Raw genomic sequence first — 25964 nt, forward strand, 5'->3', positions numbered from 1 at the left:
TACTCCTGTCGAATTCAAAGATGAAGGGGGCGTTCGCCGATCACGTTGGTGTCATAGAGATCTCCGAGGCGGGACGCGTCCAGCCCGGCCAGCGCGGTCAGCACCTCGTCGTTGTGCTGGCCCAGCATCGGGGCCGCCGACGTGAACGCCGGTCCCGGGCGACCTGCGAACACGACCGGGAGGCCGGGGATCTCGAGCGGCCCGAACACCGGATGGTCGACCTTCTCCGCGAAGCCGCGGTACCGAACCTGCGGGTTGTCGAGGATCCGGCTCGGATCGACCACCCGCGCGGCCGGGACGCCCCGCGCCGCGAGTTCGGCCGCGAGTTCGTCGGCGTCACGGACCGCACAGAACTCGATGAGCAGTTCGTCGAGCCGATCGTGGTGACGACGCCGCCCGTTCGCGGTGGCGAAGTCCGGGTCGAGCACCGTGTCGGGCAATTCGAGCACCGCGGCGATCGCATCCCAGTGGACGTCGTCGGTGGCCGCGAGCGCAAGCCAGTCGTCCGACCCGCCCGCGCACCGGTACACGCCCTGCGGCGCCGCCACCGGACCGCGATTGCCGTCGCGGGACAGCGAGTTGCCGTAGGCGCTGTACTCGACCACCATTTCGGCGGCGACGTTCAACGCGCTCTCCACCATCGGCACCTCGACGAAGCAGCCCCGGCCCTCGGCCCGGGCGTACTCGAGTGCCGACAGCGTCGCGACCACGGCATGCAGTCCGGCCACAGGATCGCACGGGCCCTTGAGTACCATCGGGCTGCCGTCGCGATAGCCGGTCATCCACGACAGCCCCGTCGCCTGCTCCATCGTCTGCGCGAATCCGGTGCGATCCCGCCACGGGCCGGACAGCCCGAACGCCGGCATGCGCACGAAGACGACGGCCGGGTTCGCCTCCCGCAGCCGATCCCACGTGAGCCCGAAGTTGTCGAGCACACGGGGCGAGAAGTTCTCGATGACGACGTCGGCGTGCCGGACCATCTCCAACAGGACGTCGACGCCCTCGGGGCGGCTCAGATCCAGTGTCACGCCGAGTTTGCCGGCGTTGGCGCCCTGATAGACGCCGCCGGCCTCCCACCAGGCTGCCTCGCCCGGAGACCTGGTGGACGTGAAACGCATGCCGTCGGGTCGCTGCACGGACTCGACCTTGATCACCTCGGCGCCCATACCGGCGAGCACCTGGGTCGCGGCGGGGCCCGCCCAGAACGCGGTGAGGTCGAGGACCCGGACGCCCGCGAGCGGTGCGGCGTCCGACTCGTCGAGTGGCCGGTCCGGCTGCACTCGCGGCGCCCACGGCTGCGCGCCGTCGTGTTCGCCGAGGGCGGGCGCACGACCGACGGCGCCGGGCAACACTCCGTCGACGAGATACGGTCGCCGCGGCTGGACGAAGCCGGCGGGGTTCTCGACGAACACCCCACGGTCGGCGAAGTGCGGATTCTCGGTAACTGTCTCAGGGGTACCGATCGGTGACACGGGAATACGCATGGCACTGGCGATCTCGTCGATCGCGGTGACCGGCATGGTCGACGACCACGCCTCGATCATCGACTGGAACTCCGCGTAGCGTTCCTGGCGCCGGCGCACGTCGACGATCGACTCGTCGGCCAACAGCTCCGCGCGGTCGATCATGATCAGGAAATCCTGGAACATCTGCGCGGTGATAGTGCAGAAGCCGACGTAGCCGTCCAAGCAGTGTTCGATCGACGGGATCTCCACCGTCCGGGCCGTGCGGCGACCGGGCGCACCGGAGAGCGCAGCCGTGACCGGATGATAGAGCGCCATTGCGATGCACATGGATTCGAGCATCGACAGATCCGCCCACTCACCACCGCGACCGCGGCTGCGGGCCCCGATGCGCAGGCCGAGCGCCGTGGCGGCCGCGAACGATCCGGCGATCCACTCACCGAGGCGGCCACCGGCCTGCAACGGTTCGCGACCCTCGGGCCCACGGATCGCCATCGACCCGGCGAGGGCCTGGAGCGTGAAGTCGGTGGCCGGCAGATCGGCCCACGGACCCGTGCGCCCGAACGGCGTGATCGACAGGACGTCCACGCCGGGCATCGTCGAACGGATCAGCTCGATGTCCTCGGCCGTCAGATCGCCGGATTCGACGACGAGATCCGCACCCGCGACGAGATCGCGAACGTGCTTGTCCCGCATCGCCCCCCGGATCGACCGCTTGCCGGACGCGAGGTACCGGAACAGGGCGTCGTCGGCCGGTCCGTCATCGCCGTTCCGGCGCCGGAAGGGGTCACCGTCCGGCCCGCCCTCGATCTTGACGACGTCGGCGCCCGCGTCGACGAGCATCTTGGTGCAGTACGGCCCCGGGATCCCCGTCGTGAAGTCGACCACCCGGAAGTCGGCCAGCAACGACTGCCGTACGTGCTGCTGTTGCACTGCGTTCTGCTGTTGCACTGTGGCTCCTTTCAACCAGCGGGGTCAGGCCGTGACCGGCACGAACTCGTCGCGCAGGACGCGCCGCAGGACCTTGCCCAGGTCGTTGCGCGGTACGTCCGTCCGGAACTCGACGAACGCCGGTACGCGGGACGACCGCAGCCTGCTGCCCACCCAGACGCGGATCTCGTCCGCCGTGGGCACACCGTCCGGACGCGGAACGACGGCCGCGACGACCACCTCACCCCACTGGTCGTCCGGAACGCCGTACACGACGACGTCCTCGACCGACGGGTGCTCGCCGATCACGTCCTCGATCTCGCCCGGCGACAGGTTCTCGCCGCCGCGGACGATGACGTCGTCGAGGCGCCCCTCCACGTAGACGTATCCGCCGTCGTCGATCCAGCCGCCGTCGCGGGTGCGGAACCAGCCGTCGGCATCGAGCAGCGAGGCGCCGGAGTACTCCCCCGACACCTGGGCGCCACGCACCCACAGTTCGCCGCGCTCGCCGGATGGAACGTCGCGTCCGTCGTCGTCGCGTACGACGATCTCGACGTCGGGAACCGGCAGACCGACCGACCCCAGTCGCCGCTGGACGACAGGATCCGACGACGAGATCGCGGCACGGTGCTCGGCGGGGCCGAGAACCGCCACGGAGGAGGAGGTTTCGGTCAGGCCGTAGCCGTTGACGAAATCGACGTCGGGCAGCAGTTCGAGTGCGCGCTCGATGACGGGCAGCGGCATGCGGCCACCGCCGTAGGACAGGTGACGCAGCGACGGCAGGCCGTGCCCGTCCTCGGCGAGCACCTCCACGATGCGGGCGAGCATCGTGGGCACGACCATCGCATGGGTGATCTCCTGCTCGCGCACGAGTCGCACCCACTCACGCTCGTCGAAGTTCGGCATCTGCACGATCCGGCGGCCGCTGTAGAGACCGGTGAGCAGGCCCGCAACACCCGCGATGTGGTACGGCGGAACACTGACGAGAGCGGCCTCGTCGGGTCCCGCGCTGAACAGTTCGGTACCGCCGAGCACGTACGACACCAGATGCCGGTGGCGCAGGATCGCAACCTTCGGGGTACCGGTCGTTCCGCTGGTGTGCAGGAGGACTGCGGGGGCGTCGGGGTCCTGTTCGGCCGGCGGGATCTCGACGCCGACCGCGGCGCTCAGGTTCTCGACCAGCACACCCGGTTCGGCGATCTCGACGCCGTCCACCTGGCCACCGATCCGGGCGACGCTGCCGTCCGCGACCAGGAGGGCCGGCGCGCGACCCTCGATGAGCCCACGCAACGGGTCGTCGGCCAGGCGGTAGCTGATCGGGGCGAAGGGGATTCCGGCCCACGCCGCACCGAACAGTGCGATCGGGAAGGCCGCCCCGGCCGTCGAGCCGTACAGCACGGTCCGTGCCGGGGCACCCACACGATCGGCCGCGAAGCTGCGTGCCAGTTCGAGCAGGCGACCGTAGGTGAGACCGTCGTGCTTGTCGCCGATGGCGATTCGGTCGCCGTCCGCGCCGGCGGCGATCTCGAGAAGTGTCAGGATGTTCATGGATTCCCTCAGTCCGAGGCGGGCATCGCCTTGGGCGCCTTGACACCCAATGTCTCGCCGCCGACCGTGAGCACGCCGCTTCCGGGCTTGGTGCACAGCAGTTCGACGGTGCCGTCGTCGTTGCAGTAACGCTTGCCGAGTTGAAGGTCGCCGCTCGTGCTCCCCGCCGGGTCCCCGGCCTGTTCCGGGGCGACCATCGGTGCGCCGTCGCAGCGAATGTCGACGTCCTGTCCGGGAATCCGGATGACGATCAGTTCGGCGACCGACGTGGTGCTCCGCAATCTGGCTCCGACACGCAACTGCATGAGATTGACTCCTTGAGGTTCTATTCGAGATCGATGCTCTCGGGCACACGGTGACGACGTCGTTGCCCGCGCGGATCAGCCCGGTCCAGAATCCGAGCAAACGTTTGTTGCAAGCACTATTGCAGCCCGATGTGAGCTACGTCAAACACCGCGACCGAGCACGTCCACCTCCCCCGTCATTTCGCGTACACCACGTGGCCGTCGATGAGAACCGTTCCGACAGCACCGGAATCGGGCGCGTCGAGCATCGTGCGCAACGGCACGTCGAGGACGACCAGGTCCGCCGCGGCGCCCGACTGCACCCGCCGGGCCGGGTCACCGGGTCGATCCACGGGGGCCAGGTAGGCGGCCAGTGCCGCCGCTGCATCGATCCGTTCGGGGGCGCCGAACACCGACCCGGAGTCGGTCCTGCGGGTGGCGGCGGCCCGGATCACCGCCCACGGATCGAGCGGGCCGTAGGGGGCGTCACTCGACAACGCCACCGGCACTCCGCCGTCCAGGAGCGTCCGGCAGCGGTAGAGATCCGGGTGATCGCGCTCGTCGACCCGGGCCCGGTAGTCCTCGCCGCGATCGGCCACGAAACCGGGTTGAGTCACGACCGTCACCCCGTACCGGCGCAGGTCGTCCACGACCTCCGCCGGCACGATGGACGCGTGCTCGATCCGGTCCCCCGGAACACAGCCCACATCGTCGAGCACCGCGAGTAGCAGCACCAACGACTCCCTACTGACGCTGTGCGCCGCGAACGCCCGTCCGGCCGCCCGCACCCGTCTGATCGTGTCGGCCAAACGCTCGAGGTCGAGCACCTCGGAGTCCGCGAGCACGATCTTGTACGGCCCCACCGTGACCCGGTCGACATCGCCGCCGGTCAGGCTGTCGCCGAGCGGCACGCCCAACAGGTGCAACCGTTGCGGCAGGTCACCCGATCTCGTCGCGTCGACCAGCGCCGCGAGCGAATCGGCGCCCAGATCGGGGGTGGCGTCGGTGACCGCGGTGACACCCAGTCGCGTCAAGTCCGCTCCGACGGCGTCCAGCCGGGGTGGACGCGACCGCGGGAGCCGGGTCCTGAGCAGGTCGTCGGCACGAATCACTCGTCCGGTGACTTGCCCGTCCGCGTCGCGCTCGACACCGGGGTGGACGACGGCGTCCAGTCCGGTTGCACGGATCGCGGCACTGTTGAGGATCCACATCGCGCCGCTGCGGTGCTGGATCCGCGCCGGTCTGCGGGTGTGAAGCCGGTCCAGCGTGGTCGCCTCCAGATCCCCGGCGACGGTCTCGACGTAGCCGACGCCGCGCACCCAGCCGTGCTCCGAGACAGCCTCGCCCAGTGCTCGTTCCAGGTCCTCCGGTCCCTGTACGTCCGGCGGACCGCAGCGAACCGAGTTCCGGGTCGCCGCCATCGCGTGCAGGTGCAGGTGGTGGTCGACGAGTCCGGGCAGGACGGCCCCTCCGCGCGCATCGAGCGAGGTCCCGGACCCGCGAGGCAGATTCGGTCCCACCTCGGCGATCCGGCCCGCGACGATCCGCACGTCGACACCGGGGCGGCCGTCGACCTCCGCGTTCCGAATGACGAACTGGCCCGTCATGCAGGGACTCCCAGCTCGCGCAGCACCCGGTCGGTGTCGCGCCCGGGTGCGGGCGCGGGCGCGAAGGTCCCGGCCCGACGGCGGGGTTCGGCGATCTCCACCTCGCCGGATTCGCAATCGACCACCCACCGGTCTCCTCGCCGGCGAACCACGGGCGCGGGCGCCTCGACGTCGACGAGCGTCGTCGCCACCACCTCGGACATCGAGACCTCCCACAGGTGACCAGGGCCGCTACCGGGCGGGTCGCTCATCGCGCAGACGGCGGCGGTGAGACCGGTGAGCGGATCGGCGATGGCGTCACCGACGAACATCGGCGAACCTTCGGGGCGGGCCGCGACCAGGCCGCTCGACGCTGCGACGTCGTCGCCGAATCCGACTGCCGGCGAATCACGTCCACGCGCGGTGATCGACACCCACGTGGTCCCGGCCGCGCAGGCGGCCGCAGCGTCGAGCCCGAAGCGTTCCAGCGCGCGAGGCCGTGACGCTTCGACGACGATGTCCGCGGCCTCGACGAGGCGCGCCAGGGCCCGGCGCCCGGACTCGGTATCCGGGTCGAGGACCACCGACTCGTGACCGGAATGCAGCACGTCGTAGAACCGGCGATCCCCGAACCGCGCGCCGTCCGGGCGATTCGGCGTTTCGACCTTGATCACTCGCGCGCCCGCCGCACCGAGCAGGTGCGAACACAGCGGTCCCGCCCACAACGCGCTGAAGTCGACCACCACGAGACCCTCCACCGACCGGGGGCGGGCCTTGATCGGCAGCGACTGCGTCGGCGAGCGATGGATAACGGGTCCGCCGGCGATACCCAGCATCTCGGCGCCCTCCGCGAATTCCGTGCCGGGATGCTCGCGCAGCCACGACTCCACCGCGGGCCAGGGATCGTCGCCGACGTCGCGGCCGACCAGGGCGCCGAGCAGCGCGGCATCGTCGGGTCGAGCACACGAGACGGCCGCCCACCCGTCTGCCGTCGGAAGCAGTCGGCAGTGCCGTCCCACCGAGATGCTCCCGCCTCGAACACCTCCCGTGTACGCGGCGCGTTCGGAGAGCAACCGGGCACCGTCGACCCGCACCGGGTGTGCGGTGTCGGCCGTTGCCGCGCCGATCCAGCCCGAGAGTTCCCGTGCATACGACGCGGCCCGGCCCGGTGGCACGACCGGCGGGCCTTCGGCAGGACCCGTCAGCGCCACCGCTCCGCTCTCCGCCCAGTCCCGGATCCGGTCCATCTGCAGCGACGCCGCCCGGGGTGCCGGAATCGAGAACCTCGTTCTAGACTTCACGCACCCAACACTTGCACAAAGCTTTTCGATCTACGAGGACCGAATGGATTTCCACCCTCCTCACATCACGGCTCGCCAGCTCGCCGACGGCGCCGCCGATGCACCGTTGCTCGACGACTCCGGGGCGATCGACACACCACTGATGGTCGTCGACCTGACTCCCGGCCCGGGTGGACCGGACGACGCGTCGGTGCTCGCCGCCGCGGCACGGCGCGCCCACGCCGCCGATCGGATCCTGCTCGGCGTGAGCCGCGGATGCTCGAATACTCGGACGGTGCTGACCGACCAACTGGACGCCACGTACACCGACAGCATCGACGGCCGTGCCCCGCGTTCCGTCGTCGCGGTTCCCGATCTCGACGGGGCCGTCCGCGATTTCGCGTCCCGGGTCGCCGCGAATCCGCAGGCCTCGGTCGTCCTGCGCCAGGTTCTCCGGAGCAGCGGCGGCCTCGACGCCCGCCCTGCCGTGGACGTCGAATCGCTCGCCTATTCGACGCTGTTGGGCGGCCCGGAGTTCGCGCGGTGGCTCGAACGCCGCGGAGCGCGACCGCTGCCTCCGCCCCCGCACCGGGACCCCGTCCTGGTGGCCCGCCACGGCGACGAACTGCGGATCACTCTCAACCGCCCCGAACGCCGCAACGCGTACGGCGCCCGACTGCGGGACGCGCTCACGTCCGCACTGACCATCGCGACATCGGATCCGTCGATCACCGACGTCGTGCTCGACGGCGCCGGTCCGTCGTTCTGTGCCGGCGGCGACCTCGACGAATTCGGCACGACGCCCGATCTCACACTGGCGCACCTGATCCGCACACGAGCGGGAGCCGGACTGCTCGTCCACGAGTTGGCCGAGCGCATCGAGGTGCACGTCCACGGTGCCTGTGTCGGCGGCGGCATCGAAATTCCTGCGTTCGCCGGCCGTGTCGTGGCGAGTGCCGACGCATGGTTCCGACTGCCCGAGGTCGAGATGGGCCTGATCCCCGGCGCGGGCGGCACGGCGAGCATTCCGCGGCGGATCGGGCGGTGGCGTGCGATGCACCTGTTCGTGACGGGAGCCCGATTGGACGCCCGCACCGCGTTGGACTGGGGGCTCGTGGACGCGATCCGCTGACCAGGACCGGACACGCAGCACACCAAACGCTTGTTGCAGCCCCCGGATTCTCCTGCCATGATTGGCGAACAGGAACCGGAGCACGAGCACTCGCGCTCCCTGCCGCAGGAAGGCCGTGCGCATGCCGTCGAAGCTCGATCGGGAGTCGGCGAGCGATCGCCCCAGCGAAGCGAAGACTGCCTTCGTCACGAAGATCCGCGAGGCGGCACTACGGCAGTTCGCCGAGAGCGGCTACGACGGGACGTCGATGCGAGACATCGGTTCGCTGGTGGGCGTACATGCGGGCAGCCTCTACGTCCACATCAAGAGCAAGGAAGACCTGCTCTACCAGATCGTCGGCGAGATCGCGGAGAGCGGCGAGGCGGCACTGCGACTCGTCGAGGCTTCCGATGTCGGTGCGATCGACAAGCTCCGCATGCTCGCCCGTATCCACCTGCGCTGGTCCATGGCCAACCCGGACGCCGCGAAGGTGTTCGAGCGCGAATGGATGCGGCTCAACGGCGCCCAGCTCGCCGAGGTTCAGGTGAAGCGCCAGCGCTGGGCCGATGCGGTGGAGCGGATCATCCGAGCGGGTGTCGACGACGGCACGTTCCGCGACATGGACGTGGCGCTGGCGGCCGTCGCCTTCCGCTCCGTCCTGAACGCCAACTACACGTGCGACGGCGACCCCGACGTCGACGGCGTCAAGCTCGCCGACGAGTTCGTCGACTTCCTCTTCAACGGCTGGGTCGCTTCCGACCACCGTTGACTCCTCCCTGAACTTGCGAAGGATCCAAGCATGACTGAAACAGCGTTCGTCACCGGCGGAACCGGCGCCCTGGGCGTCGCCGTCACCAACCACCTGCTGTCGATCGGCCGGCGAGTGGTGGTGCCGTTCATCGAGCCGTCGGAGGCGTCCCGCCTCGACGCGCACGACCGTCTCGAACTGGTCCGGTGCAACGTGTCGGTTCCGGCCGAACTCTCCGCAGCTGTCGCAGTCGCCGCGGGTGATTCCGACGCTCCGCTGACGGCACTGGTCAATCTCGTCGGCGGATTCGAGTCGGGTCCGCGCACCCACGAGGCCGACGCGGAGGCCATCGACCGCCAGCTGGATCTGAACGTGAAGACCACGTATGCGGTTCTGCGCGAGGGACTTCCGCATCTCGTCGCCAACGGCGGCGGCTCGGTCGTGTCGATGTCGTCCGGTGCCGCCCTGAAGCCGTTCCCGGGCGGCACCGCCTACAGCACGTCGAAGGCCGCCGTTCTCGCGCTCGCCGAGTCCATCGCGGTCGAGTACAAGGGCGATCACATCCGGTCGAATGCCCTGCTGCCCGGCGTGATCGACACCCCGGCGAACCGTGCCGCGATGCCGAACTCGGACCGAGCCAACTGGGTCGCTCCGGCCGACATCGCCAAGGTGATCGCGTTCCTGCTCTCGGACGACTCCGCGCCGATCTCGGGTGCCGCCATCCCACTGGGTCTCTGACGGTCGTTCCCGGAGGTTCACCGACTCGCTCCGGTCAGTGAACCTCCAGGAACTCTGCCGGATTACGCTCGAGCATCGCCCTAACGGCCTCCGGGTCGAGCCCGGCGGATTCGAGGGCAGGGACCACGTTCGTGTTGATGAACGTGAAATCGACTGCCGGCTTGACCGATTCGTCAGCCTTGAAGTCCTGCCAGGACCCGAAGACCCCGAAATAGGTTGCCAGATCGTGGGACAGGAGTAGCCGGTCTCCGTAGCCACGCGCACACAGCTCGACGACCGTGCCGACCCGATCCTGGAGGCCGTTACCGACCGCGCAGTGCCCGAATCGGTCCATCCCGAGGTAGCAGCCGCGCCGGAGCATCTTCTCCAGGTAGCCGAGATCGTTCGTGTCGCCGCTGTGGCCGAGGACGACCTGGCTCGGCGCGACGCCGCAATCCTCGAACAGATCCAGGATCGCCTCGCCGTTGCCGACCTCGGTGTGGTGGTGGCAGAAGATGGGCAGTCGCTGCTCGGCGGCGACCCTGCCGATGGCGCGGAAGACCCGGTCGAGGATCGGGGTGATGCCGTCATCGGCGCAGGCCGCCTTCATGATTCCGGGGCGCACGCCGGTGCCGGCGATGCCCTCGGCGCACTCCCTGCTCAGCCACGAGTGGATCTCGTCCTCGCTGCGCCAGTTCAGGAAGACCTCCTCCTGGTAGTAGAAGCCGCTGGACACGACGAAATCCACGCCGGACCGCTCGGCCACCTCGCGGATGAGACCGATGTCGCGCCCCATGTTCACCGGCGTGCCGTCGACCACCGTCCGCACGCCGCTCTCCCTGGCACGCCGGAACTGGGCGACCGCGCGGTCCACGATCACATCGTGCTCGTAGTAGTGCTCGCCGAACGCCATTCGCATCGACCAATCGGCGGTGACGATGTGCTCGTGAATGAGGGTCTGGCCCAGTTCCGAGCTGTCGCGCGGTCCGAGGACCGTGTTGACAGGCATGCGGGTCTCCTTCGGATCGGTAGGGAAGAGCGAGGTCACCCGGCAGCGAGCCACGCGTCGCCGAACAGCATGATGCCGTCGGCACTGGGTTTGATGCCGTGCGCGTTCTTGCTCCAGGGGATGAAGTACTTGCCCGCACCGGTGACCACGGTGGGAGCCGTTCCGTTCACGAGCGTCTGGATGTCATCGAGTACCGCGCGCCGCTCGTCGTCACTGCGAGCGGACTGCAATGTGCCGAGCAGGGCATCCATCTCGGGGTTCTCGTAGCCGAGGACGTTCGATGTCGACCCGCCGTAGAAGTTGCCGTACATCCGCATGAACGGCGATTCCTCGAGAATATTGAAGCCGGCGTTCCCGATGTCGTAGTCATGTTGTGCGTACATACGTTTCACGAGATCGTTCACATTGTTGGAGTAGGCGATCTCGACTACGAAGCCCACGGACTCGAGCATCGCCTCGTAGGCCAGCGCACGGTTCTGGGCTCCGGGCTCGTGGAGACTGGTGTAGGTGAGCTTGCCGTCGTAGCCGTCGGCCTTGGCCTCGGCCAGCAACTTCTCGGCCGTCTCGGGGTCGTATCCGGTCCCCTCGACGTCGCCGTGCCACTGTGACCAGGACTGGAACATGTCGGTGCCGGGCATTCCGAATCCTCCGTCGACACGTTGATTGAGTGTTTCGGGATCGATCGCCGCCACGATCGCCTTGCGGACGCGTTCGTCTGCGCCAGGTCGGCCCTCACGCTGATTGATGATCCCGTTGCCGCCTAGGCTGACGGTGTAGACGTAGCCGATGTCACCGGACTCCAGTGAACTGTGCACGACCTCTGCACGATTGAGATACGCGGCCTGGATGCCACCGGTGTGCAGCGCGTCGAGCTTAGCTTGGTCGCCGACGATCGCCGGGAAACGGAGCTTGTCCAGGTTCGGCTTGCCGTCCCGGTACCCCGGGTTGGCGGCCAGCACCAGTTCGTCCTGTGCGGCGAACTTCTCGACCGTGAACGGTCCGGCGCCGACGGGCGCGAAGGTGCCGTTCGCCATCGACGACGGGGCCACGATCATGCCTGGTCCGGTGGTGAACAGGATCGGGAACTCGTTCCACGGCTGCTTCAGGGTGAACACCACGGTCGAGGTGTCCGGGGACTGGATGCTGTCGACGGTCACATTCCACACCTGGGTGTGGGTGCCCTTCTTCTCGAGGTAGTGATCGATGCTCCACCGCACCGCAGCCGCGTCCACCGCGGTGCCATCGCTGAACTTCACCCCGTCGCGCAGCTTCAGCGTCCAGACGGTGTTGTCGCCGCTGGATGTCAGCGACTGCGCCAGCTGCGGCTGGTACTCCTTGGTCGCGGTGTCGTAGCGCATCAGCACGTCGTAGATCGCCGCCATCTCGGTGCCGCCGGTCGCCCCGCCGTCCTGCCGATCGGCCGGGTCCAGGCTGCTCACCGCGCTGTACGTCGCATACGACAGCGTGCCACCGGACACGGCGTCGCCGCCGTCGGCCTGCTCGCCGACCAGGCCCGTCGTGACCTCGGAGGCGTCGGTGGCAGAGCTCGATCCGCCGACGGCGCATCCGGCCAGCAGCGCCGTCGCGGTCATCATCGCGACCAGGTCGGTGACGAAGAGCAGATGTGATCGCTTCAACGAGGCCTACTTTCGTGAGAGGTTGTCCAGCTCCGCCGGCGGCCGAGCTCGATCGCGTTCAGACCCAGCGTCCGGTCTGGATCGAGACCAGGCGCTCCAGGGCGTCCGTAGACCAGGTGGCGGCGCGTGTGCCGGCCACGCGCCGACCCGGACGTGGCTCGCCGAACGCCGGATTCAGAATTCGCGACACCTCTGCTGCCGCGTCGACCGCGAGAGGGGCGACTCGCTCGAGGTTCGAGGTGCGCGCGTCCCCACACAGTGAGATTGCGGCGACTGGCCCGTCGGCACCGCGGACTGCCGCGCCGACGCACGCGACATCGCGGACCGACTCGCCCTGTTCGAAGGCAAGACCGCCGCGTTGTCGGATTCTGTTGAGTTCCTGATGCAGTGTCGCGATGTCGGTGATCGTCCGATCGGTGCGGCGGGCCAGTCGTTCGTCATAGAGTCCGTCGACACGGGCGGGGTCGAGCCACGCGAGCATCGCCTTGCCACCTGCCGTCGCGTAGGCGAGGCCGCGGCCACCGACACGCGACGGCAGGCTGGACGCGAAGCGCCCTCCTCTCTTGTCCAGGTAGACGCTCTCGGCACCGTCGAGGACGGTCAGGTGCACGACCATGCCGGTCTGCATGTGCAGCTCGTGCAGCAACGGTGCTGCCGCAGCTCTGATCTCACCGTCGATCCCGCCCCCGAAGCTGCGCGCCCGGCTGCCGAGGCAATAACCGAACGAGGCGTGTTCCACCCACTCGAGACGAATGAGTTGCTCCAGGATCCGGTGCACCGTCGAACGCGGCAACCCCGCGCGAATCCCCACTTCCTCGAGCGTCAGCCGGGTCGACCGGTCCTCGAAGACGTCCACGATCAACGTCATTCGCTCGATCATGGACGGTGCGACTCTGCGGCGCGGCGTGGTCGCGGCGGTTGATTCGGCGGGGTCGACTCGCGTCATCGAGACCTCCAAACTTGGATCACTGCGGATTCGAAAGGTCGAGCGCCGAGCCGGCTACTGCTCCATCCAGGCATCGTCGAAGAGGACGACGTTGTCGATACTGACGTTGGCTCCGTGCAACTTCGGCGTCCACGCGGTGTACACGACGGTCGGCGCCCACACCGCGTACGGAACGGTCTCGTCGGCTAGCCTCTGGATGTCGTCGATGGCAGTCTGCTTCGCGTCGTCGCTTCCGGCGGTCTGCAGCTTCACCAGTAGAGCGTCCATCTCGGGCGAGTTGTAGCCCGCGGCATTGTTGCTCGATGTGCTGCCGAGCGACCCGTACAGGCGCAGCAGGGGTGCCGCGTCGATGAGCGACGCACCGCTGCGGGCGATGTCGAAGTCCCGATCGACGTAGACGCGGCGAGTGAGGTCGGTGACGCTGTTGGCATACGCGACCTCGACGTCGAAGCCGATCGAGTTCAGCGCGGCCTGCGCGGCGAGCGCGCCTTGACGCGAGGCCTCTTCGTTGATGGCCACGTACGTGAGCTTGCCGTTGTAGCCGTCGGCCTTGGCCTGGCTCAGCAATTCCCGCGCCTGATGCGGATCGTAGGCGACGCCCGGCACAACCTCGTTGTGCCACTTCGAGCCTTCCGGGAACATCGCCGAGCCGGCAGGTCCCTTTCCGCCGTTCACGCGCTGGTTCAAGGCCTCCGGATCGATACCGAGCGCGATCGCCCGACGAACCCGGACGTCAGCACCCGGACGACCCTCGTGCTGATTGATCACTCCGATCGCGCCGAGCCCCTGGAGATCGCGGTAGCCCTCGAGGCCCGAATCGATGGCACTGTCGATGACCTCGGTGTTCCGATAGAGATAGCCGGCATTGAGCTCGCCACTGCGAATGGACTCGAACATGCCCTGGGCGTTGGCCGTGGGAACGAAGCGCAGACCCGCGAGTCGCGGTTTGCCTCCGACGTAGTCGGCGCGCGGCGCGAGCTCGAGCACCTCGTTGGGTGCGAACCGGGTGACGGTGAACGGTCCGGCGCCGATCGGCGTGAACGAGCCCGAGGCTTCCGAACTAGGCGCGACGATCACGCCCGGACCGGCCGCAAGCAGCACCGGGAAGTCGGTCCACGGGCGTTGGAGCCGGATGACCACCGTCTTCGCGTCGGGTGTCTCGACGCCGGCAACCGAGTTCGTCCACACCTGCGCCACATCGCGCTTGGAGGCGACATAGCGATCCAGACTCCACTTCACCGCTGCCGAGTCGACCGGTGTGCCGTCACTGAACGTGGCCCCGTCACGCAGCGTGACGGTCCACGTCTGCCCGTCGTCCGAAGAGCTGAGCCCGGCTGCCAACTGCGGGACGTACTGCGACTTCTCGAAGTCGTACCGCACCAGGGTGTCGTAGATCGCGGCCAGCTCGGTTCCGCCCGTCGACCCGGCCATCAGGGTCTTGGTCGGGTCCAGCGTTGCCGGGAAGCCGTACGACCCGTAGGTCACGATGCCACCGTCGACAGGGTCTCCCCCGCCGGCACGATCGCCGACGTAGCCGATCGCGTACGTGCCACTGACGGTCGACCCACCGGCGGAGTCCTGGCCGTCAGCCGAAGCACAGGCCGTCAAGGCGAGTGCGCCGATGCCCACGAGAGCTGCCGAGCGCCATCCGCGCCACATTCGATGCAACATATCCGTCCTCTCGATGTGAATGACTTCTCGTTGTTCATCGGGCCGACTGCACCGATGTCACGACGGCCACCGGACGCCTCGAACAGCCCGGGCAGCGGTCGGCATGAGGCGGCAATCAACGCAGCCTCGCCGGAAGAAGGAATCTTGTTCCAGTGACATGGAACACTATTGCCATACGGGATTGCAAGACATACGCCCTAATACGTAGAAGTCGTCTGCCCTAATAGAATCGGGTTCCACTGCGCGACGCGTCGGCGATCCCGGCTGCAGCGACCGATCGGTCTCCGTGGATTCCAATTCCTCTGCTGTAGAGTCGCTCTCGCGTGACAGTGCCCTGCAACCACATCGCGGCCGGTCCGAACCGACCGCTTTCCCACCTCGAGATGTGTGACTCACGAGCGGCCGGCGCCATTCGAGGGACTGACCGAGTGGTCACATCCCCGATTGATCCTGCAGGAAGTACCACGAATGTATGGGAACCACATGACGACATCAGCGACAGACAGCAGCGAAGTCCGAATGATCGAAACCGGCACGGCGCCGACCAGATTCGCGCGTGGTTGGCACTGCGTCGGTCTGACGCGTGACCTCCGCGACGGCAAGCCGCACTCGATCCACGCCTTCGGCACCAAGCTGGTCGTGTTCGCCGACAGCCAGGGTGATCTGAAGGTCCTCGACGCCTACTGCCGACACATGGGCGGCGATCTGAGCCAGGGCGAGATCAAGGGCGACTCGGTGGCGTGTCCGTTCCACGACTGGCGTTGGAACGGCAACGGCAAGTGCACCGACATCCCCTACGCCCGCCGCGTTCCCCCGCTCGCCAAGACCCGCGCGTGGACGACGATGGAGAAGGACGGCCTGCTGTTCGTCTGGCACGACCCGGAGGGCAACCAGCCGCCGGCGGAGGTCACCATCCCGGACATGACCGCTCCCGGCGAGGAGTGGACCGACTGGGTGTGGAAGCAGATCACCATCGACACCAACTGCCGCGAGATCATCGACAACGTCGTCGACATGGCGCACTTCTTCTACGTGCACTACGGCTTCCCCATCAAGTTCAAGAACATCTTCGAGGGCCACACCGCGACGCAGTTCCACGAGGGTGTCGGACGCGAGGACATGGCCCGGCCTCGTCGGGACGGCGAACCCGAATCGACGGGTAACAGCTCGGTGGCCGCCTACTACGGTCCGTCCTTCATGATCGACGAGTTGACGTACCACTACCCGGATTTCGACATCGACTCGATCCTGATCAACTGCCACTACCCCGTTTCACCGAACGAGTTCGTCCTCATGTACGGCATCAAGGTCAGACAGAGCGAAGCGGTGAGTGGCGAAAAGGCACAGGCACTGGCCGCCGGCATGGCCAAGTTCATCGCGATCGGTTTCGAGCAGGACGTCGCGATCTGGAAGAACAAGACGCGCATCGAGAATCCGCTGCTGTGCGAGGAGGACGGCCCGGTCTACCAGCTGCGTCGCTGGTACGAGCAGTTCTACGTCGACGTCGCCGACGTCACCCCGGACATGACCAACCGTTTCGAGTTCGAGATGGACACCACCAAGCCCGTCGCGGCCTGGCGGCGCGAGGTCGCGGAGAACCTCGAGCGCCGCGCAGCTCGAGCGGCGAGCGGCAACTGACAGCTCACAGGACGTAGACGAGGACCGGCCGCGCGAGCATTCGCGTGGCCGGTCCTGTCACAGAAGCATTTTCGGGTCGGACGGCCGAAACTATTCTCCGAGCACCAGGCGGGACACGTCCTGGACGTTGCGCAACGCCTCGGGGAATCCGATCCTCCCGGTCGTCCACAGGACGAGCGAATTGAGCATCGTGCTGCCGATCGACAACGATGCGAGGCGTGCCCGCTCGGCGGGCACGCCTTCCATCAATTCGAACAGCGCCTTCCGGTTCGCGGCGGACCGTTCGTCGAGAGTGTCCCGAACATAAGGATCATCGGAGGTCTGCAGTTCGACCTCGAGACGCGCAAAGTTGGGTCCCCGCTGGAATGCCTTCATCTGCCGCGTGTAGAGGTCCACGACCCGATCCAGGACCGATCCGTGCGCGCTCCGACGGCGACCCGACTCGCGTTCCTCGGCCAGCCGTTCGGCGAGAATGTCGTTCCAGGCGACCATCGTGGCGGCGAGGAGATGCTGCTTCGCGGGGAAGTACCGGTAGAGCGTCCCGAGAGCCACCCCGGACCGCTCCGACACCTCGCGCATCTGTATCCGGTCGGGGCTCGTCTCGGCGAGCATCTCGATCACGGTGTCGAGCAGGTGCCGCCGACGCGCGCGCTGCGCGTCGGTCATGTCGTCGGGGCTCATCGGCACGGCCACGGATTCGGTCACGAATGCAGCCTAATCGTCAACCGGTCACCGCCGACTCCGGCTCCGGCGTCGACTCCGGGAACGACGGCGCCAGGTACCCGCCCAGGACGTCGTGCAGTTCGTCCTGGCTCCACCGAGACGCCGACCGTAGGCTCGCCTCGACGGCGGGAGGAGTCATCACGTCGATCCGGTCCCCGTACGCCACCAGAACCCGGCCGTTGACCGACTCGGCCGCGGGCGATGCGAGGTAGACCACGAGCGGCGCAACGTGTTCGACGGACAGCGGATCCGCCCCCGCCTCCGGCCCCGGACCGAACACGTCGCTGGTCATCGCGGTACGCGCCCGGGGACAGATGGCGTTTGCCCGCACACCGAACGACGCGCATCCGCGGGCCGTGGACATCGTCAGCGCGACGACGCCCGCCTTGGACGCCGCGTAGTTGGCGGCACCCGGCGGACCCGACGCGTACGCCTCCGACGACGTGTTGACGATGCGGGCGTAGACCGGCTCCGCAGACTCCTTCGCCCGACGCCGCCAGTGGTCGGTGGCGGCGCGCGTCGTGAGGAACGTGCTGCGCAGATTGACTCGCAGCACGTCGTCCCATTCTTCCGCGGACATGTTGAACACCATGCGATCCCGAATGATCCCGGCGTTGTTGACCAGGACGTCGAGTCGGCCGAACCGCTCCACCGCGAGCGCGACGAGGCGATCCGCGGTGGCCTGCTCGCCGACGTCACCGACGCACGTCACGACGGATCCACCGACGCTGCGGATCTCCGCGGCGACGTCCTCGATCCGATCACTACGGGCGTTGATCACGAGGTCGGCGCCGGCCTCCGCGAGGGCGAGGGCCTCGGCACGGCCGAGACCCTCGCTGGCTCCAGTGACGATCGCGGTGCGGCCGCCGAGGAGTTGACGGGTCATCGTGGTTCCCGCGGCAGCCCGAGGATCTGCTCCGAGATGACGTTGAGCTGGATCTCGAGGGTGCCGCCACCGATCAGCAGTTTCGGCGTCGCGAGATATGCCTTGGCCGCGCGCCCACCACCTGAGACGTCCGCGCCCAGGCTGCCCACGGCCGCCTCCGGCCCGAACCATTCGAGCACCTGTGCGGTGACGTCGGTGATGTGGTGCGCGGAAGCAGCCTTGAGCGCACTCGCCTCGACCCCCGGGTTGAGGCCCGACAGTCGCTTGAGGACGCCGCGATGCGCGAGCGCATCGAGGGCGCCGGTGGTCGAGGTGATCCGGCCGAGCGCGGGCAGCGCGTCGTACCGGGTGTTCGGGTCCAGGGACCGCGCCACCTCCACGGGATCGTAGCGATAGCTGCCCGCAACCGGGGTGTTGCCCATCGCGACCCGCTCGTTCGCGAGCGTCGTGCGGGCCACCTTCCAGCCCTCCCCTGGCGCACCCACCAAGTCGGCGTCCGGAACGAAGACCCCGTCGAGGGTGACCTCGTTGAACATACTGTCGCCGTTGGCCTCCCGGAGCGGCCGGACCTCCACTCCCGGCGCCGACATGTCGACGAGGAAGAAGCTGATCCCCCGATGCTTGGGGACGTCGCGATCGGTCCGTGCCAGGCAGATCCCCCAGTGCGCCTCGTACGCCTTGGAGTTCCACACCTTGTTGCCGTCGATGCGCCAACCGCCGTCGACCTTGGTGGCGAACGTCGTCAACGACGCGAGATCGGAGCCCGCACCGGGCTCGGAGAACAGCTGGCACCAGATGATCTCGCCGCGCAGGGTCGGAGACACGAGGCGCTGCATCTGCTCGTCGGTGCCGTACTGAAGGATGGACGGCAGCGACCACTCACCGATGACCGTGCTGGGCTGAGCGATTCCGGCTCGCTCGAACTCCTCGGCGATGATCAGCTGCGCAGCGGTGTCTGCCCCCAGGCCGAACGGCTCGGGGTAGTGCGGCGCAACCAGCCCGCGATCAGCGAGCAGCACCCGTGAGGCCACCGCGTCGAGTGCTGCGGCCTCGGCGATCGTCGCCGCGACACCGGCGCGGAACTCCGGACGATCCGGGACGCCCAGTACCGACTCCCGCTCGGTGATCAGCGCCAGTTCGCCGGCACGACGGGCCCACGCATCCGGCGAACCGCCCAGCGCGAGCAGGCTCACGACGCGTCGCCAGTACAGGTGGATGTCGTGTTCCCATGTGTTGCCGATGCCGCCGAGCAGGGTGAGCGCCTCGAGCACCACGTCGACCGCCTCGCGGCGCACCGCCGTCGCCGCCCGGGCCGCCGCGAGTGCGAGCTGCTGCCGGTCACCGCTGTCCGCGGCCAGCGCGGCATCCCACACGGCGCTGGTCATCACCTCGATCCGGATGAACAACTGCGCGCACTTGTGCTTGATCGCCTGGAACGACCCGATCGGGCGCCCGAACTGTTCGCGGATCTTCGCGTACGCGAGGCTGGTCTCCTGCGCCCAGCGCGCGACGCCGACGGCCTCCGCGCACTGCAGCACCGCGGCGATCGCTGCGACCTCGTCCGCCCCGGCACCGAGGACGTTCTCCGCAGGGATCCGCGTGTCGGACAGCCGCACCCGCCCGATGTCCCGCGTCAGGTCGACGCCCTCCTCGGCGACGATCTCGACGCCGGCGTCGCTCGCCGACACCGCGAACCACACCGGCCGCTCACCGCACTGACCCGCCAGGACGAGGATCTCGGCCCCGACCGCACCGAGGACCGGAATCGTCTCTCCGGTCGCTACCACCTCGTCGCCGTCACCGTCGAGGGTGACGGTGCCGGTCTCGAACGCGACCGCGCCCGTGGCGCCGCCGGCCAGGCGTGGGAGCAGCGCCTTTCGTGCCGCATCCGTGCCGTGGGACTGGATCACGGCGCTCGCGGTGACCGTCGGCAGCAGCGGGCCGGGGACCAACCCGTGCCCGGACTGTTCCAGCGCCACCGCGAGTTCGAGCAGGCCCGCGCCCGCCCCGTCGTACTCCTCGGCCAGGTGTAGCGACGGAATCCCCATACCCACCAACTGCTCCCAGAAGGCGGGCCGATCGCCGCGCGCGAACTCCTCGACCTGCGCGCGGGTCCGTTCCACGGGTGCCTCGCGGGCGGCGAACCGCGCGAGCGAGTCGGCGAGTGCGTCGTGATCTGGTCCGATACCGATCGGCATATCCGATCAACCTTTCAGTTTGAGCACCTTGCGGGCGTTCTCGTGCAGGAACTTCGGCCACACCTCGTCCTTGAACGGCACGCCCGGCATGTCGCCGAAGATTCGGTCCAGGGTCAACCCGGCAGGGAAGTACCCGGCGTAGATGATCTTGTCGGCGCCGCGAGTGTTCGCGTAGTCGACGATCGCCTTCGGGTAGTGCTTGGGCGCGAACGCCGAGGTCGAGTAGTACAGGTTGGGCCATTTGATCATTAGTTTGACGGCCAGATCCTCCCACGGTTCGCAGCCGTGCCGCGTGACGAATACCAGATCTGGGAAATCGAACATCACGTCGTCGATCAGTTCGACGTGCTGGACCGCCGACTTGAGTCGCGGACCCGCAATTCCGGCACACGCGAAGATCGGGATGTCGAGTTCGACGCACTTGGCGTAGATCGGATACATCTGCGGCGCGTTGAGCGCCACCTGCGGGAACGTACCCGCGGCAAACGAACTCACCGAGAGGATGCCGAATTCCTCGTACTCACGGGTCATCCGGGTCAGTGTGCCCATGATGTCGTTGGGATCGACCGCCGAACCCTGCGGCACGAATCGGTCCGGGAACATGCGGACGGCGCGCTGCCCGGATTCCTTGGCCATGCTGACCATGCCGATCTCGATGCCGTGCTTGTCCATCTCGTGCAACGTCACCGAGATCGGATCGTCGGTCGCGAGGTCCGGCACACCCTTGAACATGTACTGCGCCGGCATGCTGAACTCGTCGTTGCTCTCGCGATCCTTCGTCTGCCGCGTGATGAACGCGTACTCGTCGTAGCCGGCCTCGCGGAAACCGATGTGTGTGTCGACGATGGGGATGCCGTCGTAGGGCGTCATGCGTTCTGCTCCTTCGAGATAGGCCTGCCATGAAGGTCCCGGACCCTGACCTTCTCACGCTCGAGAATGTCCAGGCTGGCCTCGACGTTGCCGGTGTAGTGCGGCGCGGCGCCGCACAGCCACGTCACCGCCTCGACCATCTCCTCGAGCGACTCGGGGACGAACCACTGCGAGCCGACCATGTTCGACGCCACCGACATCGCGCCGGCGGTGGCGACCGCCGAGCGCGGGCGCACCGCGTTGACCCGGATTCCGGTGCCGTTCAGTTCGGCGGCCAGGCCCGCCGTCATCCGGTCCTGCGCGGCCTTGCTCATCCCGTACAGCGCGGTGCCGTGGATGTCGGCGTCGAGATCGGTCTCCCCCGCGGGCAACGGTTCGACCGGGCGAATCCGGGCGGTGCCGCTGGTGATGTTGACGATCCAGCCCTCACCCCGCTCACGCATTCCCGGAATCACCCGCTGTGCGAGATCGAGTGGCGCATGCACGTTCACCTCGAACGTCAGGTGCGCCCGCTTGGCCGGGTAGTCCCGCAGCGGCTGGAAGATCGCAGCCGCCGCGTTGTTCACCAGGATGTCGACGGGCCCGCCCAGTGCCGCCTCGGCCTCCGGGACGATCCGCGCCCGGGACTCCGGATCCTCCAGCGCGGCGGGGACGATCGCGGCCGTACCTCCGCCCGCGCGGATCAGGTCGGCTGTCTGCGCGAGGGTCCCGTCGAAACCACGATCCGGTTCGTCGACGGTGCGCGCGACGATCGCGACCGCGGCACCTTCCGCGGCGAGCCGCTGGGCGATCGCCGCCCCGATGCCGCGGCTGGCACCGGTGACGATCGCCCGATGGCCCTCGAACCGCCGAGTCACGCGCTCAGCTCGGCTTCGAGCTGCTTGGCGAAGGACTCACGCAGCAGGACGTCGTTGGGGTTCTCGGGCAGCTCGGTGAGCGGCTGGGCGACCTCGGACGGTGTGGGGCCGTACTTCGCCGCCAGCGGGGCCAGCGCGTCGAGGTCGAAGTCGTACAGCTCGGCCGCGTTCTCCGCGAACAGCTTCCGCAGCTCCGCCTCCTCGACGTCGTGCATGACCTGGCGGACGCACTCGCGGGTGAACGGGTAGGTGCCCTCGTTGTGCGGGTAGTCGCTACCCCACATGAACTTGCCCTCGCCGAGGGTGTCGCGCGACGCCATGTCCTGCGCGGACGGCATCGTCGCGCCGACCCACACATTGCGGCGGAAGTATTCGCTCGGACGCAGCGGCAACTGCTCGTCCTCGCTGTAGAACAACTCGCCGATCCGACCGGTGCGCTTGACGCGCAGGTCGACGGTGTCGAGCTGGCGCATCAGGTCCGGGGCCCACGAGCACCCCTGCTCGGAGACCGCGAACTTGAGCTTGGGGAACCGCTCGAACACACCCGAGAGGATCATCTGCACGAGCGGACGCATCGAGTAGAAGCCCACCTCGTTGATGTAGAGCATCGAGGCGGTCTTGTAGCGGCCGTAGTCCGGCAGACCGGTGCCCGCGTGGCTGTTCACCGGCACGCCGAGGTCCTCGCAGACCTCCCACAGGCGGTCGTACTCGGGGTCGTACAGCGGCTTGACCCACTTGATGTCCGGAGCGAGGTTGGGAAGCAGGATGCCACCGCGCAGTCCGTTCTCCTTGACCCACTGGACGTCCTTGATCGCCTCGTCGACGTCGTTGAGGAACACCTGTGCAACGCCGGCACGCTGCGCGGGAGCGTCATTGCAGAAGTCCTTCAACCAGCGGTTGTGTGCACGCACGCCGGCGAGACGCTTGTCGAAGTCCTCGGCCCGCGGCGGACCCGCGAGCACCGCCGCGCTGGGGAAGAAGGGCGGGACCGTGTTCGGGAACAGCACCTCTCCGACCGTGCCGTCACCCCGCGTTTCGGCCAGCCGACGCTCGTTGTCCCAGTTGCGGGTTCGGCCGTCGTCGACCAGGTCGCGGTACGGGTTCTTGTACTTGCCGCGCCAGGCGTCGAACTCCTCGTGCCACTGGGAATCGAGGTACTCGCGGTAGGTGGCGTGGTCGGCGCCGGCATGGCTGTCGGCAGAGATGAGGATGTACGGGGTTTCGTTCGTCACTATGACACTCCTGATCGACGGCCCTATTGAAACCGTGTTCTATGCACTTGATTCGAGAGTAGCGCGGATCACGCGCATGTCAAGATGCGAAAGCGAACTTGGATAGAATCTGGTTTCACATAGCCCCTGACCTGCCCCCGGAACGCCACGAGCCCCCGGCCAGGAGGCCGGGGGCTCGTGAGGAGAGTGGAACGCTACTGCTTCGCGGTCGCGAACTTCGAGGCGAACGCGTGAATGCTCGCGACGACGTGATCGAGTTCCTCGTCGCTCATGCCGTGGCTCATACCGAGCGACATGCCCCGCTCGAAGACCTCGTCCGCGAACGGCAGGCCGCCCTCGGGGATGCGGTACTCGACGTTGCGCATCATCGGGTGGCGCGTGACGTTGCCGCTCCACACCGTGCGGGTGTCGATGCCGGCGCCCTCGAGCGACTCCTGCAGATCCCCGCGCGCGAAACCGGCGTCCTCGCGGATCGTCACCGGGTAGCACAGCCACGCGGTGTAGAAGCCCTCGAGCGGCTTGGGCAGACGGAACAGTTCCGGGTAGGCGCCGAAGGCCGCGCTGAACGCGTCGAAGATCTGGTGACGGCGCTTGTAGTTGACCTCGAGCTTGCTCAACTGCACCAGCCCGAAGGCCGAACCCAGCTCGGACGGCTCGAAGTTCCACGGCAGGACGTCGAAGATGAAGTCGTTGTCGTACGCGACACCGTCGAGATCCTCACGGAAGACGCGACCGGTCTTCGCCTGCTCGGAGCCGAACAGGTGCGGCTCGGAGCGGCGGCCCCAGCGGCGCAGCATAAGGCCCTTGTCGCGCAGCTTCTCGTCGTCGAGGCACACCATGCCACCGTTACCGGCGGCCGTGATGATGTGCGACATCGCGAAGCTCGTGACCGTGATGTCCGAGCGCGAGCCGGTCTTCGTGCCGCGCAGGGTGGTGCCGATGCAGTCACACGAATCCTCGATGACCTTGAGGTCGTGCTTGTCGGCGATCTCACGGATCGCGTCCCAGTCGGGCGCGTTGCCGGCGAGGTTCGGAACCAGGATCGCCTTGGTCTTGTCGGTGATCAGCTCCTCGATCTTGCTGACGTCGACGTTGTAGGTGTCGGGCTCGACGTCGACGAACACCGGGATCCAGCCACCGCGGACGATCGGGGACACGTCGGTCGAGAACGTGAGCGGCGACGTGATGACCTCGGAGCCCTTGGGCAGATCCAGCAACTCGAGCGCGAGGTACAGCGCGGACGAGCCCGAGTTGCACATCAGGCCCAGCTTCTTGCCGTACAGGTCGGCGACCTTGCGCTCCATCTCGGCGACGTTCTTGCCGATCTTCAGCGCGAACGGACCACCGCGCAGGACCTCGAGGCAGGCCTCGATCTCGCGCTCGTCGTGAACACTGCGGGCGTAGACAACCCTGGTCATTGGAACTCCTCGTCGAATTCGGGAAGGTGTCCGCATCCACGGTTCGCGCGGACACCGAGTGTCCCCGCGCCACGAACGGGACGGAAAGAGCATGGGCGGGCGTCACATCCGCGCCGGCACCGCTTCACAGCAACCGCGGGGCCGCATCGCCGGGTGACGCAACCTCATGCCCGAATAAATCGTATTGAACGTTCATTCAAGGCGAATATAGGCCGAGGGATGCATGCCGTCAAGACGGGACCGCAGCCGGGTTGTCGCAGCACCTTCGCCCGAATCGACACGGCGCCAATCATGTTCGACGGATCATCGGGCAGTGGGACGGTGCCGCTTTGACGCGACGTGACCGGCGCGGTTAATGTCGTTGAATGAGTGTTCAAATCGGAAGGGACTGAAGTGGCGGAACCCCAGGACCGCAAGTCCGAGATCCTCGACGCCGCAGCCACGCTGTTCGCGGCGCGTGGCATCGCGGGGACGTCGATGCGGGAGATCGGCGACGAGGTCGGCCTGAATGCCGGGGCGCTGTACCACTACTTCCGGTCGAAGGGCGCCATCGTCACCGAACTGGTCACGGTATTCCTCTCGGACCTACTCGCGAACTACCGCACGATGGAGCTCGACCGGCTCGAGCCCCGCGCCCGGCTGAAGGCGATCGTCGACGTCTCGCTCGCGACGGGCGCCGCACGCCCCGACGCGACGAAGGTCTATCACGCAGAGTTCCCCAACCTGCGTGGCCTGCGCGACTTCGACGAGGCCCGCACGATCGCGGACGAGATCCAGACCATCTGGCTCGACGCCATCGAGGCAGGCAAGGACGCCGGCGTCCTGCGAAAGGACGTTCCGTCCAGGGTGTTCCACCGATTCCTCCGAGACTCGGTGTGGTTCACCGTCTACTGGCGCAAGCCGGACGACCCCTACACGATCGACGAGCTCTCGAACGACTGCATCACGGTGTTCCTCGACGGCATGGCCGCGCCCACCCGATAGCACCTGCACCCCCACCACCCCGTACAGCGAAGGAAGAATCTGCTGTGAGCAACTCCGACACCACCACTACCGGCACCGGATCATCCCCCGTCGCTTCGCTCGCCCAGGTCGGCACGGCACGCGTCAAGCGGGGCATGGCCGAGATGCTCAAGGGCGGCGTCATCATGGACGTGGTCACCGCCGAGCAGGCCAAGATCGCCGAGGACGCCGGCGCCGTCGCGGTCATGG

The 25964-nt window shown here is 67.8% G+C and carries 21 protein-coding genes and 1 pseudogene; 6 read left to right on the plus strand and 16 right to left on the minus strand.

The window, feature by feature from the left end:
• Positions 1 to 14: 14 nt before the first annotated feature.
• The 5 genes from LCL87_RS24435 to LCL87_RS24455 form a co-directional block, all read right to left on the minus strand.
• Positions 15 to 2414: a CoA transferase gene (locus tag LCL87_RS24435; protein WP_225024044.1), complete on the minus strand. Its 2400-nt coding sequence runs from the start codon at positions 2412 to 2414 to the stop codon at positions 15 to 17.
• A 24-nt stretch (positions 2415 to 2438) separates the two neighbouring features.
• Positions 2439 to 3941 (minus strand): class I adenylate-forming enzyme family protein, encoded by a 1503-nt coding sequence (locus LCL87_RS24440; protein ID WP_225024045.1) that lies wholly within the window; start codon positions 3939 to 3941, stop codon positions 2439 to 2441.
• 8 nt (positions 3942 to 3949) lie between these two features.
• On the minus strand, positions 3950 to 4246 hold the full coding sequence (locus LCL87_RS24445) for a hypothetical protein (protein WP_225024046.1): 297 nt from the start codon (positions 4244 to 4246) through the stop codon (positions 3950 to 3952).
• Positions 4247 to 4422: 176 nt separating this feature from the next.
• Positions 4423 to 5832, minus strand: a complete 1410-nt coding sequence (locus tag LCL87_RS24450; protein WP_225024047.1) for an amidohydrolase family protein — start codon at positions 5830 to 5832, stop codon at positions 4423 to 4425.
• The gene (locus LCL87_RS24455) at positions 5829 to 7058 is read right to left on the minus strand and encodes a CoA transferase (RefSeq protein WP_225024063.1); all 1230 of its coding nucleotides are present in this window, start codon (positions 7056 to 7058) and stop codon (positions 5829 to 5831) included. The genes LCL87_RS24450 and LCL87_RS24455 overlap by 4 nt, the downstream gene beginning before the upstream one ends.
• A gap of 97 nt (positions 7059 to 7155) precedes the next feature.
• On the opposite strand from LCL87_RS24455, the gene LCL87_RS24460 reads away from it, so the two are divergent.
• From LCL87_RS24460 to LCL87_RS24470, 3 genes are all read left to right on the plus strand, one after another.
• Positions 7156 to 8223: an enoyl-CoA hydratase/isomerase family protein gene (locus LCL87_RS24460; RefSeq protein WP_225024048.1), complete on the plus strand. Its 1068-nt coding sequence runs from the start codon at positions 7156 to 7158 to the stop codon at positions 8221 to 8223.
• Positions 8224 to 8344: 121 nt separating this feature from the next.
• Positions 8345 to 8971 (plus strand): TetR/AcrR family transcriptional regulator, encoded by a 627-nt coding sequence (locus LCL87_RS24465; protein ID WP_225024049.1) that lies wholly within the window; start codon positions 8345 to 8347, stop codon positions 8969 to 8971.
• A 30-nt stretch (positions 8972 to 9001) separates the two neighbouring features.
• Positions 9002 to 9688 (plus strand): SDR family NAD(P)-dependent oxidoreductase, encoded by a 687-nt coding sequence (locus tag LCL87_RS24470; RefSeq protein WP_225024050.1) that lies wholly within the window; start codon positions 9002 to 9004, stop codon positions 9686 to 9688.
• A gap of 34 nt (positions 9689 to 9722) precedes the next feature.
• Here LCL87_RS24470 and LCL87_RS24475 read toward each other — a convergent pair whose 3' ends face one another.
• From LCL87_RS24475 to LCL87_RS24490, 4 genes are all read right to left on the minus strand, one after another.
• Entirely contained in the window at positions 9723 to 10676 is a 954-nt protein-coding gene (locus LCL87_RS24475; protein WP_225024051.1) for a phosphotriesterase family protein, read from the minus strand.
• Positions 10677 to 10711: 35 nt separating this feature from the next.
• Positions 10712 to 12271 (minus strand): ABC transporter substrate-binding protein, encoded by a 1560-nt coding sequence (locus LCL87_RS24480; protein ID WP_225024064.1) that lies wholly within the window; start codon positions 12269 to 12271, stop codon positions 10712 to 10714.
• A 100-nt stretch (positions 12272 to 12371) separates the two neighbouring features.
• Positions 12372 to 13259, minus strand: coding sequence for an IclR family transcriptional regulator (locus LCL87_RS24485; protein ID WP_225024052.1), 888 nt, complete (start codon positions 13257 to 13259; stop codon positions 12372 to 12374).
• A gap of 54 nt (positions 13260 to 13313) precedes the next feature.
• The gene (locus tag LCL87_RS24490; RefSeq protein ID WP_225024053.1) at positions 13314 to 14918 is read right to left on the minus strand and encodes an ABC transporter substrate-binding protein; all 1605 of its coding nucleotides are present in this window, start codon (positions 14916 to 14918) and stop codon (positions 13314 to 13316) included.
• A 495-nt stretch (positions 14919 to 15413) separates the two neighbouring features.
• On the opposite strand from LCL87_RS24490, the gene LCL87_RS24495 reads away from it, so the two are divergent.
• Complete coding sequence (locus LCL87_RS24495) at positions 15414 to 16568, plus strand: 3-ketosteroid-9-alpha-monooxygenase, oxygenase component (RefSeq protein WP_225024054.1); 1155 nt, start codon at positions 15414 to 15416, stop codon at positions 16566 to 16568.
• Positions 16569 to 16658: 90 nt separating this feature from the next.
• On the opposite strand, the gene LCL87_RS24500 is transcribed toward LCL87_RS24495, so the two are convergent.
• From LCL87_RS24500 to LCL87_RS24530, 7 genes are all read right to left on the minus strand, one after another.
• Complete coding sequence (locus LCL87_RS24500; RefSeq protein WP_225024065.1) at positions 16659 to 17249, minus strand: TetR family transcriptional regulator; 591 nt, start codon at positions 17247 to 17249, stop codon at positions 16659 to 16661.
• A gap of 40 nt (positions 17250 to 17289) precedes the next feature.
• On the minus strand, positions 17290 to 18177 hold the full coding sequence (locus LCL87_RS24505) for an SDR family NAD(P)-dependent oxidoreductase (RefSeq protein WP_225024055.1): 888 nt from the start codon (positions 18175 to 18177) through the stop codon (positions 17290 to 17292).
• Positions 18174 to 20375 (minus strand): acyl-CoA dehydrogenase family protein, encoded by a 2202-nt coding sequence (locus tag LCL87_RS24510; protein ID WP_225024056.1) that lies wholly within the window; start codon positions 20373 to 20375, stop codon positions 18174 to 18176. Before LCL87_RS24510 ends, LCL87_RS24505 begins: the two co-directional genes overlap by 4 nt.
• 6 nt (positions 20376 to 20381) lie before the next feature.
• Complete coding sequence (locus LCL87_RS24515) at positions 20382 to 21245, minus strand: amidohydrolase family protein (RefSeq protein WP_225024057.1); 864 nt, start codon at positions 21243 to 21245, stop codon at positions 20382 to 20384.
• Positions 21242 to 22102, minus strand: a complete 861-nt coding sequence (locus LCL87_RS24520) for an SDR family NAD(P)-dependent oxidoreductase (RefSeq protein WP_225024058.1) — start codon at positions 22100 to 22102, stop codon at positions 21242 to 21244. The genes LCL87_RS24515 and LCL87_RS24520 overlap by 4 nt, the downstream gene beginning before the upstream one ends.
• Complete coding sequence (locus LCL87_RS24525) at positions 22099 to 23334, minus strand: amidohydrolase family protein (protein WP_225024059.1); 1236 nt, start codon at positions 23332 to 23334, stop codon at positions 22099 to 22101. Before LCL87_RS24525 ends, LCL87_RS24520 begins: the two co-directional genes overlap by 4 nt.
• A gap of 194 nt (positions 23335 to 23528) precedes the next feature.
• On the minus strand, positions 23529 to 24752 hold the full coding sequence (locus LCL87_RS24530) for a DegT/DnrJ/EryC1/StrS family aminotransferase (protein ID WP_031938551.1): 1224 nt from the start codon (positions 24750 to 24752) through the stop codon (positions 23529 to 23531).
• A gap of 393 nt (positions 24753 to 25145) precedes the next feature.
• Here LCL87_RS24530 and LCL87_RS24535 point away from each other — a divergent pair, with 393 nt between their 5' ends.
• Positions 25146 to 25736 (plus strand): TetR/AcrR family transcriptional regulator, encoded by a 591-nt coding sequence (locus tag LCL87_RS24535; RefSeq protein WP_225024060.1) that lies wholly within the window; start codon positions 25146 to 25148, stop codon positions 25734 to 25736.
• Positions 25737 to 25780: 44 nt separating this feature from the next.
• Positions 25781 to 25964: pseudogene (locus tag LCL87_RS24540) on the plus strand (pyridoxal 5'-phosphate synthase lyase subunit PdxS); the annotation flags it as partial.

It is taken from the genome of Prescottella equi, from assembly GCF_020171745.1.
GTDB lineage: Bacteria > Actinomycetota > Actinomycetes > Mycobacteriales > Mycobacteriaceae > Prescottella > Prescottella equi_A.

Excerpts from the sequence above, each read along its gene's own strand:
- LCL87_RS24455 (WP_225024063.1), bottom strand. The coding sequence starts at position 7,058 with ATGGACCGGATCCGGGACTGGGCGGAGAGCGGAGCGGTGGCGCTGACG.
- LCL87_RS24440 (WP_225024045.1), bottom strand. The coding sequence starts at position 3,941 with ATGAACATCCTGACACTTCTCGAGATCGCCGCCGGCGCGGACGGCGAC.
- LCL87_RS24475 (WP_225024051.1), bottom strand. The coding sequence starts at position 10,676 with ATGCCTGTCAACACGGTCCTCGGACCGCGCGACAGCTCGGAACTGGGC.
- LCL87_RS24515 (WP_225024057.1), bottom strand. The coding sequence starts at position 21,245 with ATGACGCCCTACGACGGCATCCCCATCGTCGACACACACATCGGTTTC.
- LCL87_RS24510 (WP_225024056.1), bottom strand. The coding sequence starts at position 20,375 with ATGCCGATCGGTATCGGACCAGATCACGACGCACTCGCCGACTCGCTC.
- LCL87_RS24495 (WP_225024054.1), top strand. The coding sequence starts at position 15,414 with ATGACGACATCAGCGACAGACAGCAGCGAAGTCCGAATGATCGAAACC.
- LCL87_RS24530 (WP_031938551.1), bottom strand. The coding sequence starts at position 24,752 with ATGACCAGGGTTGTCTACGCCCGCAGTGTTCACGACGAGCGCGAGATC.
- LCL87_RS24490 (WP_225024053.1), bottom strand. The coding sequence starts at position 14,918 with ATGTGGCGCGGATGGCGCTCGGCAGCTCTCGTGGGCATCGGCGCACTC.
- LCL87_RS24470 (WP_225024050.1), top strand. The coding sequence starts at position 9,002 with ATGACTGAAACAGCGTTCGTCACCGGCGGAACCGGCGCCCTGGGCGTC.
- LCL87_RS24505 (WP_225024055.1), bottom strand. The coding sequence starts at position 18,177 with ATGACCCGTCAACTCCTCGGCGGCCGCACCGCGATCGTCACTGGAGCC.
- LCL87_RS24465 (WP_225024049.1), top strand. The coding sequence starts at position 8,345 with ATGCCGTCGAAGCTCGATCGGGAGTCGGCGAGCGATCGCCCCAGCGAA.
- LCL87_RS24450 (WP_225024047.1), bottom strand. The coding sequence starts at position 5,832 with ATGACGGGCCAGTTCGTCATTCGGAACGCGGAGGTCGACGGCCGCCCC.
- LCL87_RS24445 (WP_225024046.1), bottom strand. The coding sequence starts at position 4,246 with ATGCAGTTGCGTGTCGGAGCCAGATTGCGGAGCACCACGTCGGTCGCC.
- LCL87_RS24485 (WP_225024052.1), bottom strand. The coding sequence starts at position 13,259 with ATGACGCGAGTCGACCCCGCCGAATCAACCGCCGCGACCACGCCGCGC.
- LCL87_RS24460 (WP_225024048.1), top strand. The coding sequence starts at position 7,156 with ATGGATTTCCACCCTCCTCACATCACGGCTCGCCAGCTCGCCGACGGC.
- LCL87_RS24480 (WP_225024064.1), bottom strand. The coding sequence starts at position 12,271 with ATGATGACCGCGACGGCGCTGCTGGCCGGATGCGCCGTCGGCGGATCG.
- LCL87_RS24500 (WP_225024065.1), bottom strand. The coding sequence starts at position 17,249 with ATGAGCCCCGACGACATGACCGACGCGCAGCGCGCGCGTCGGCGGCAC.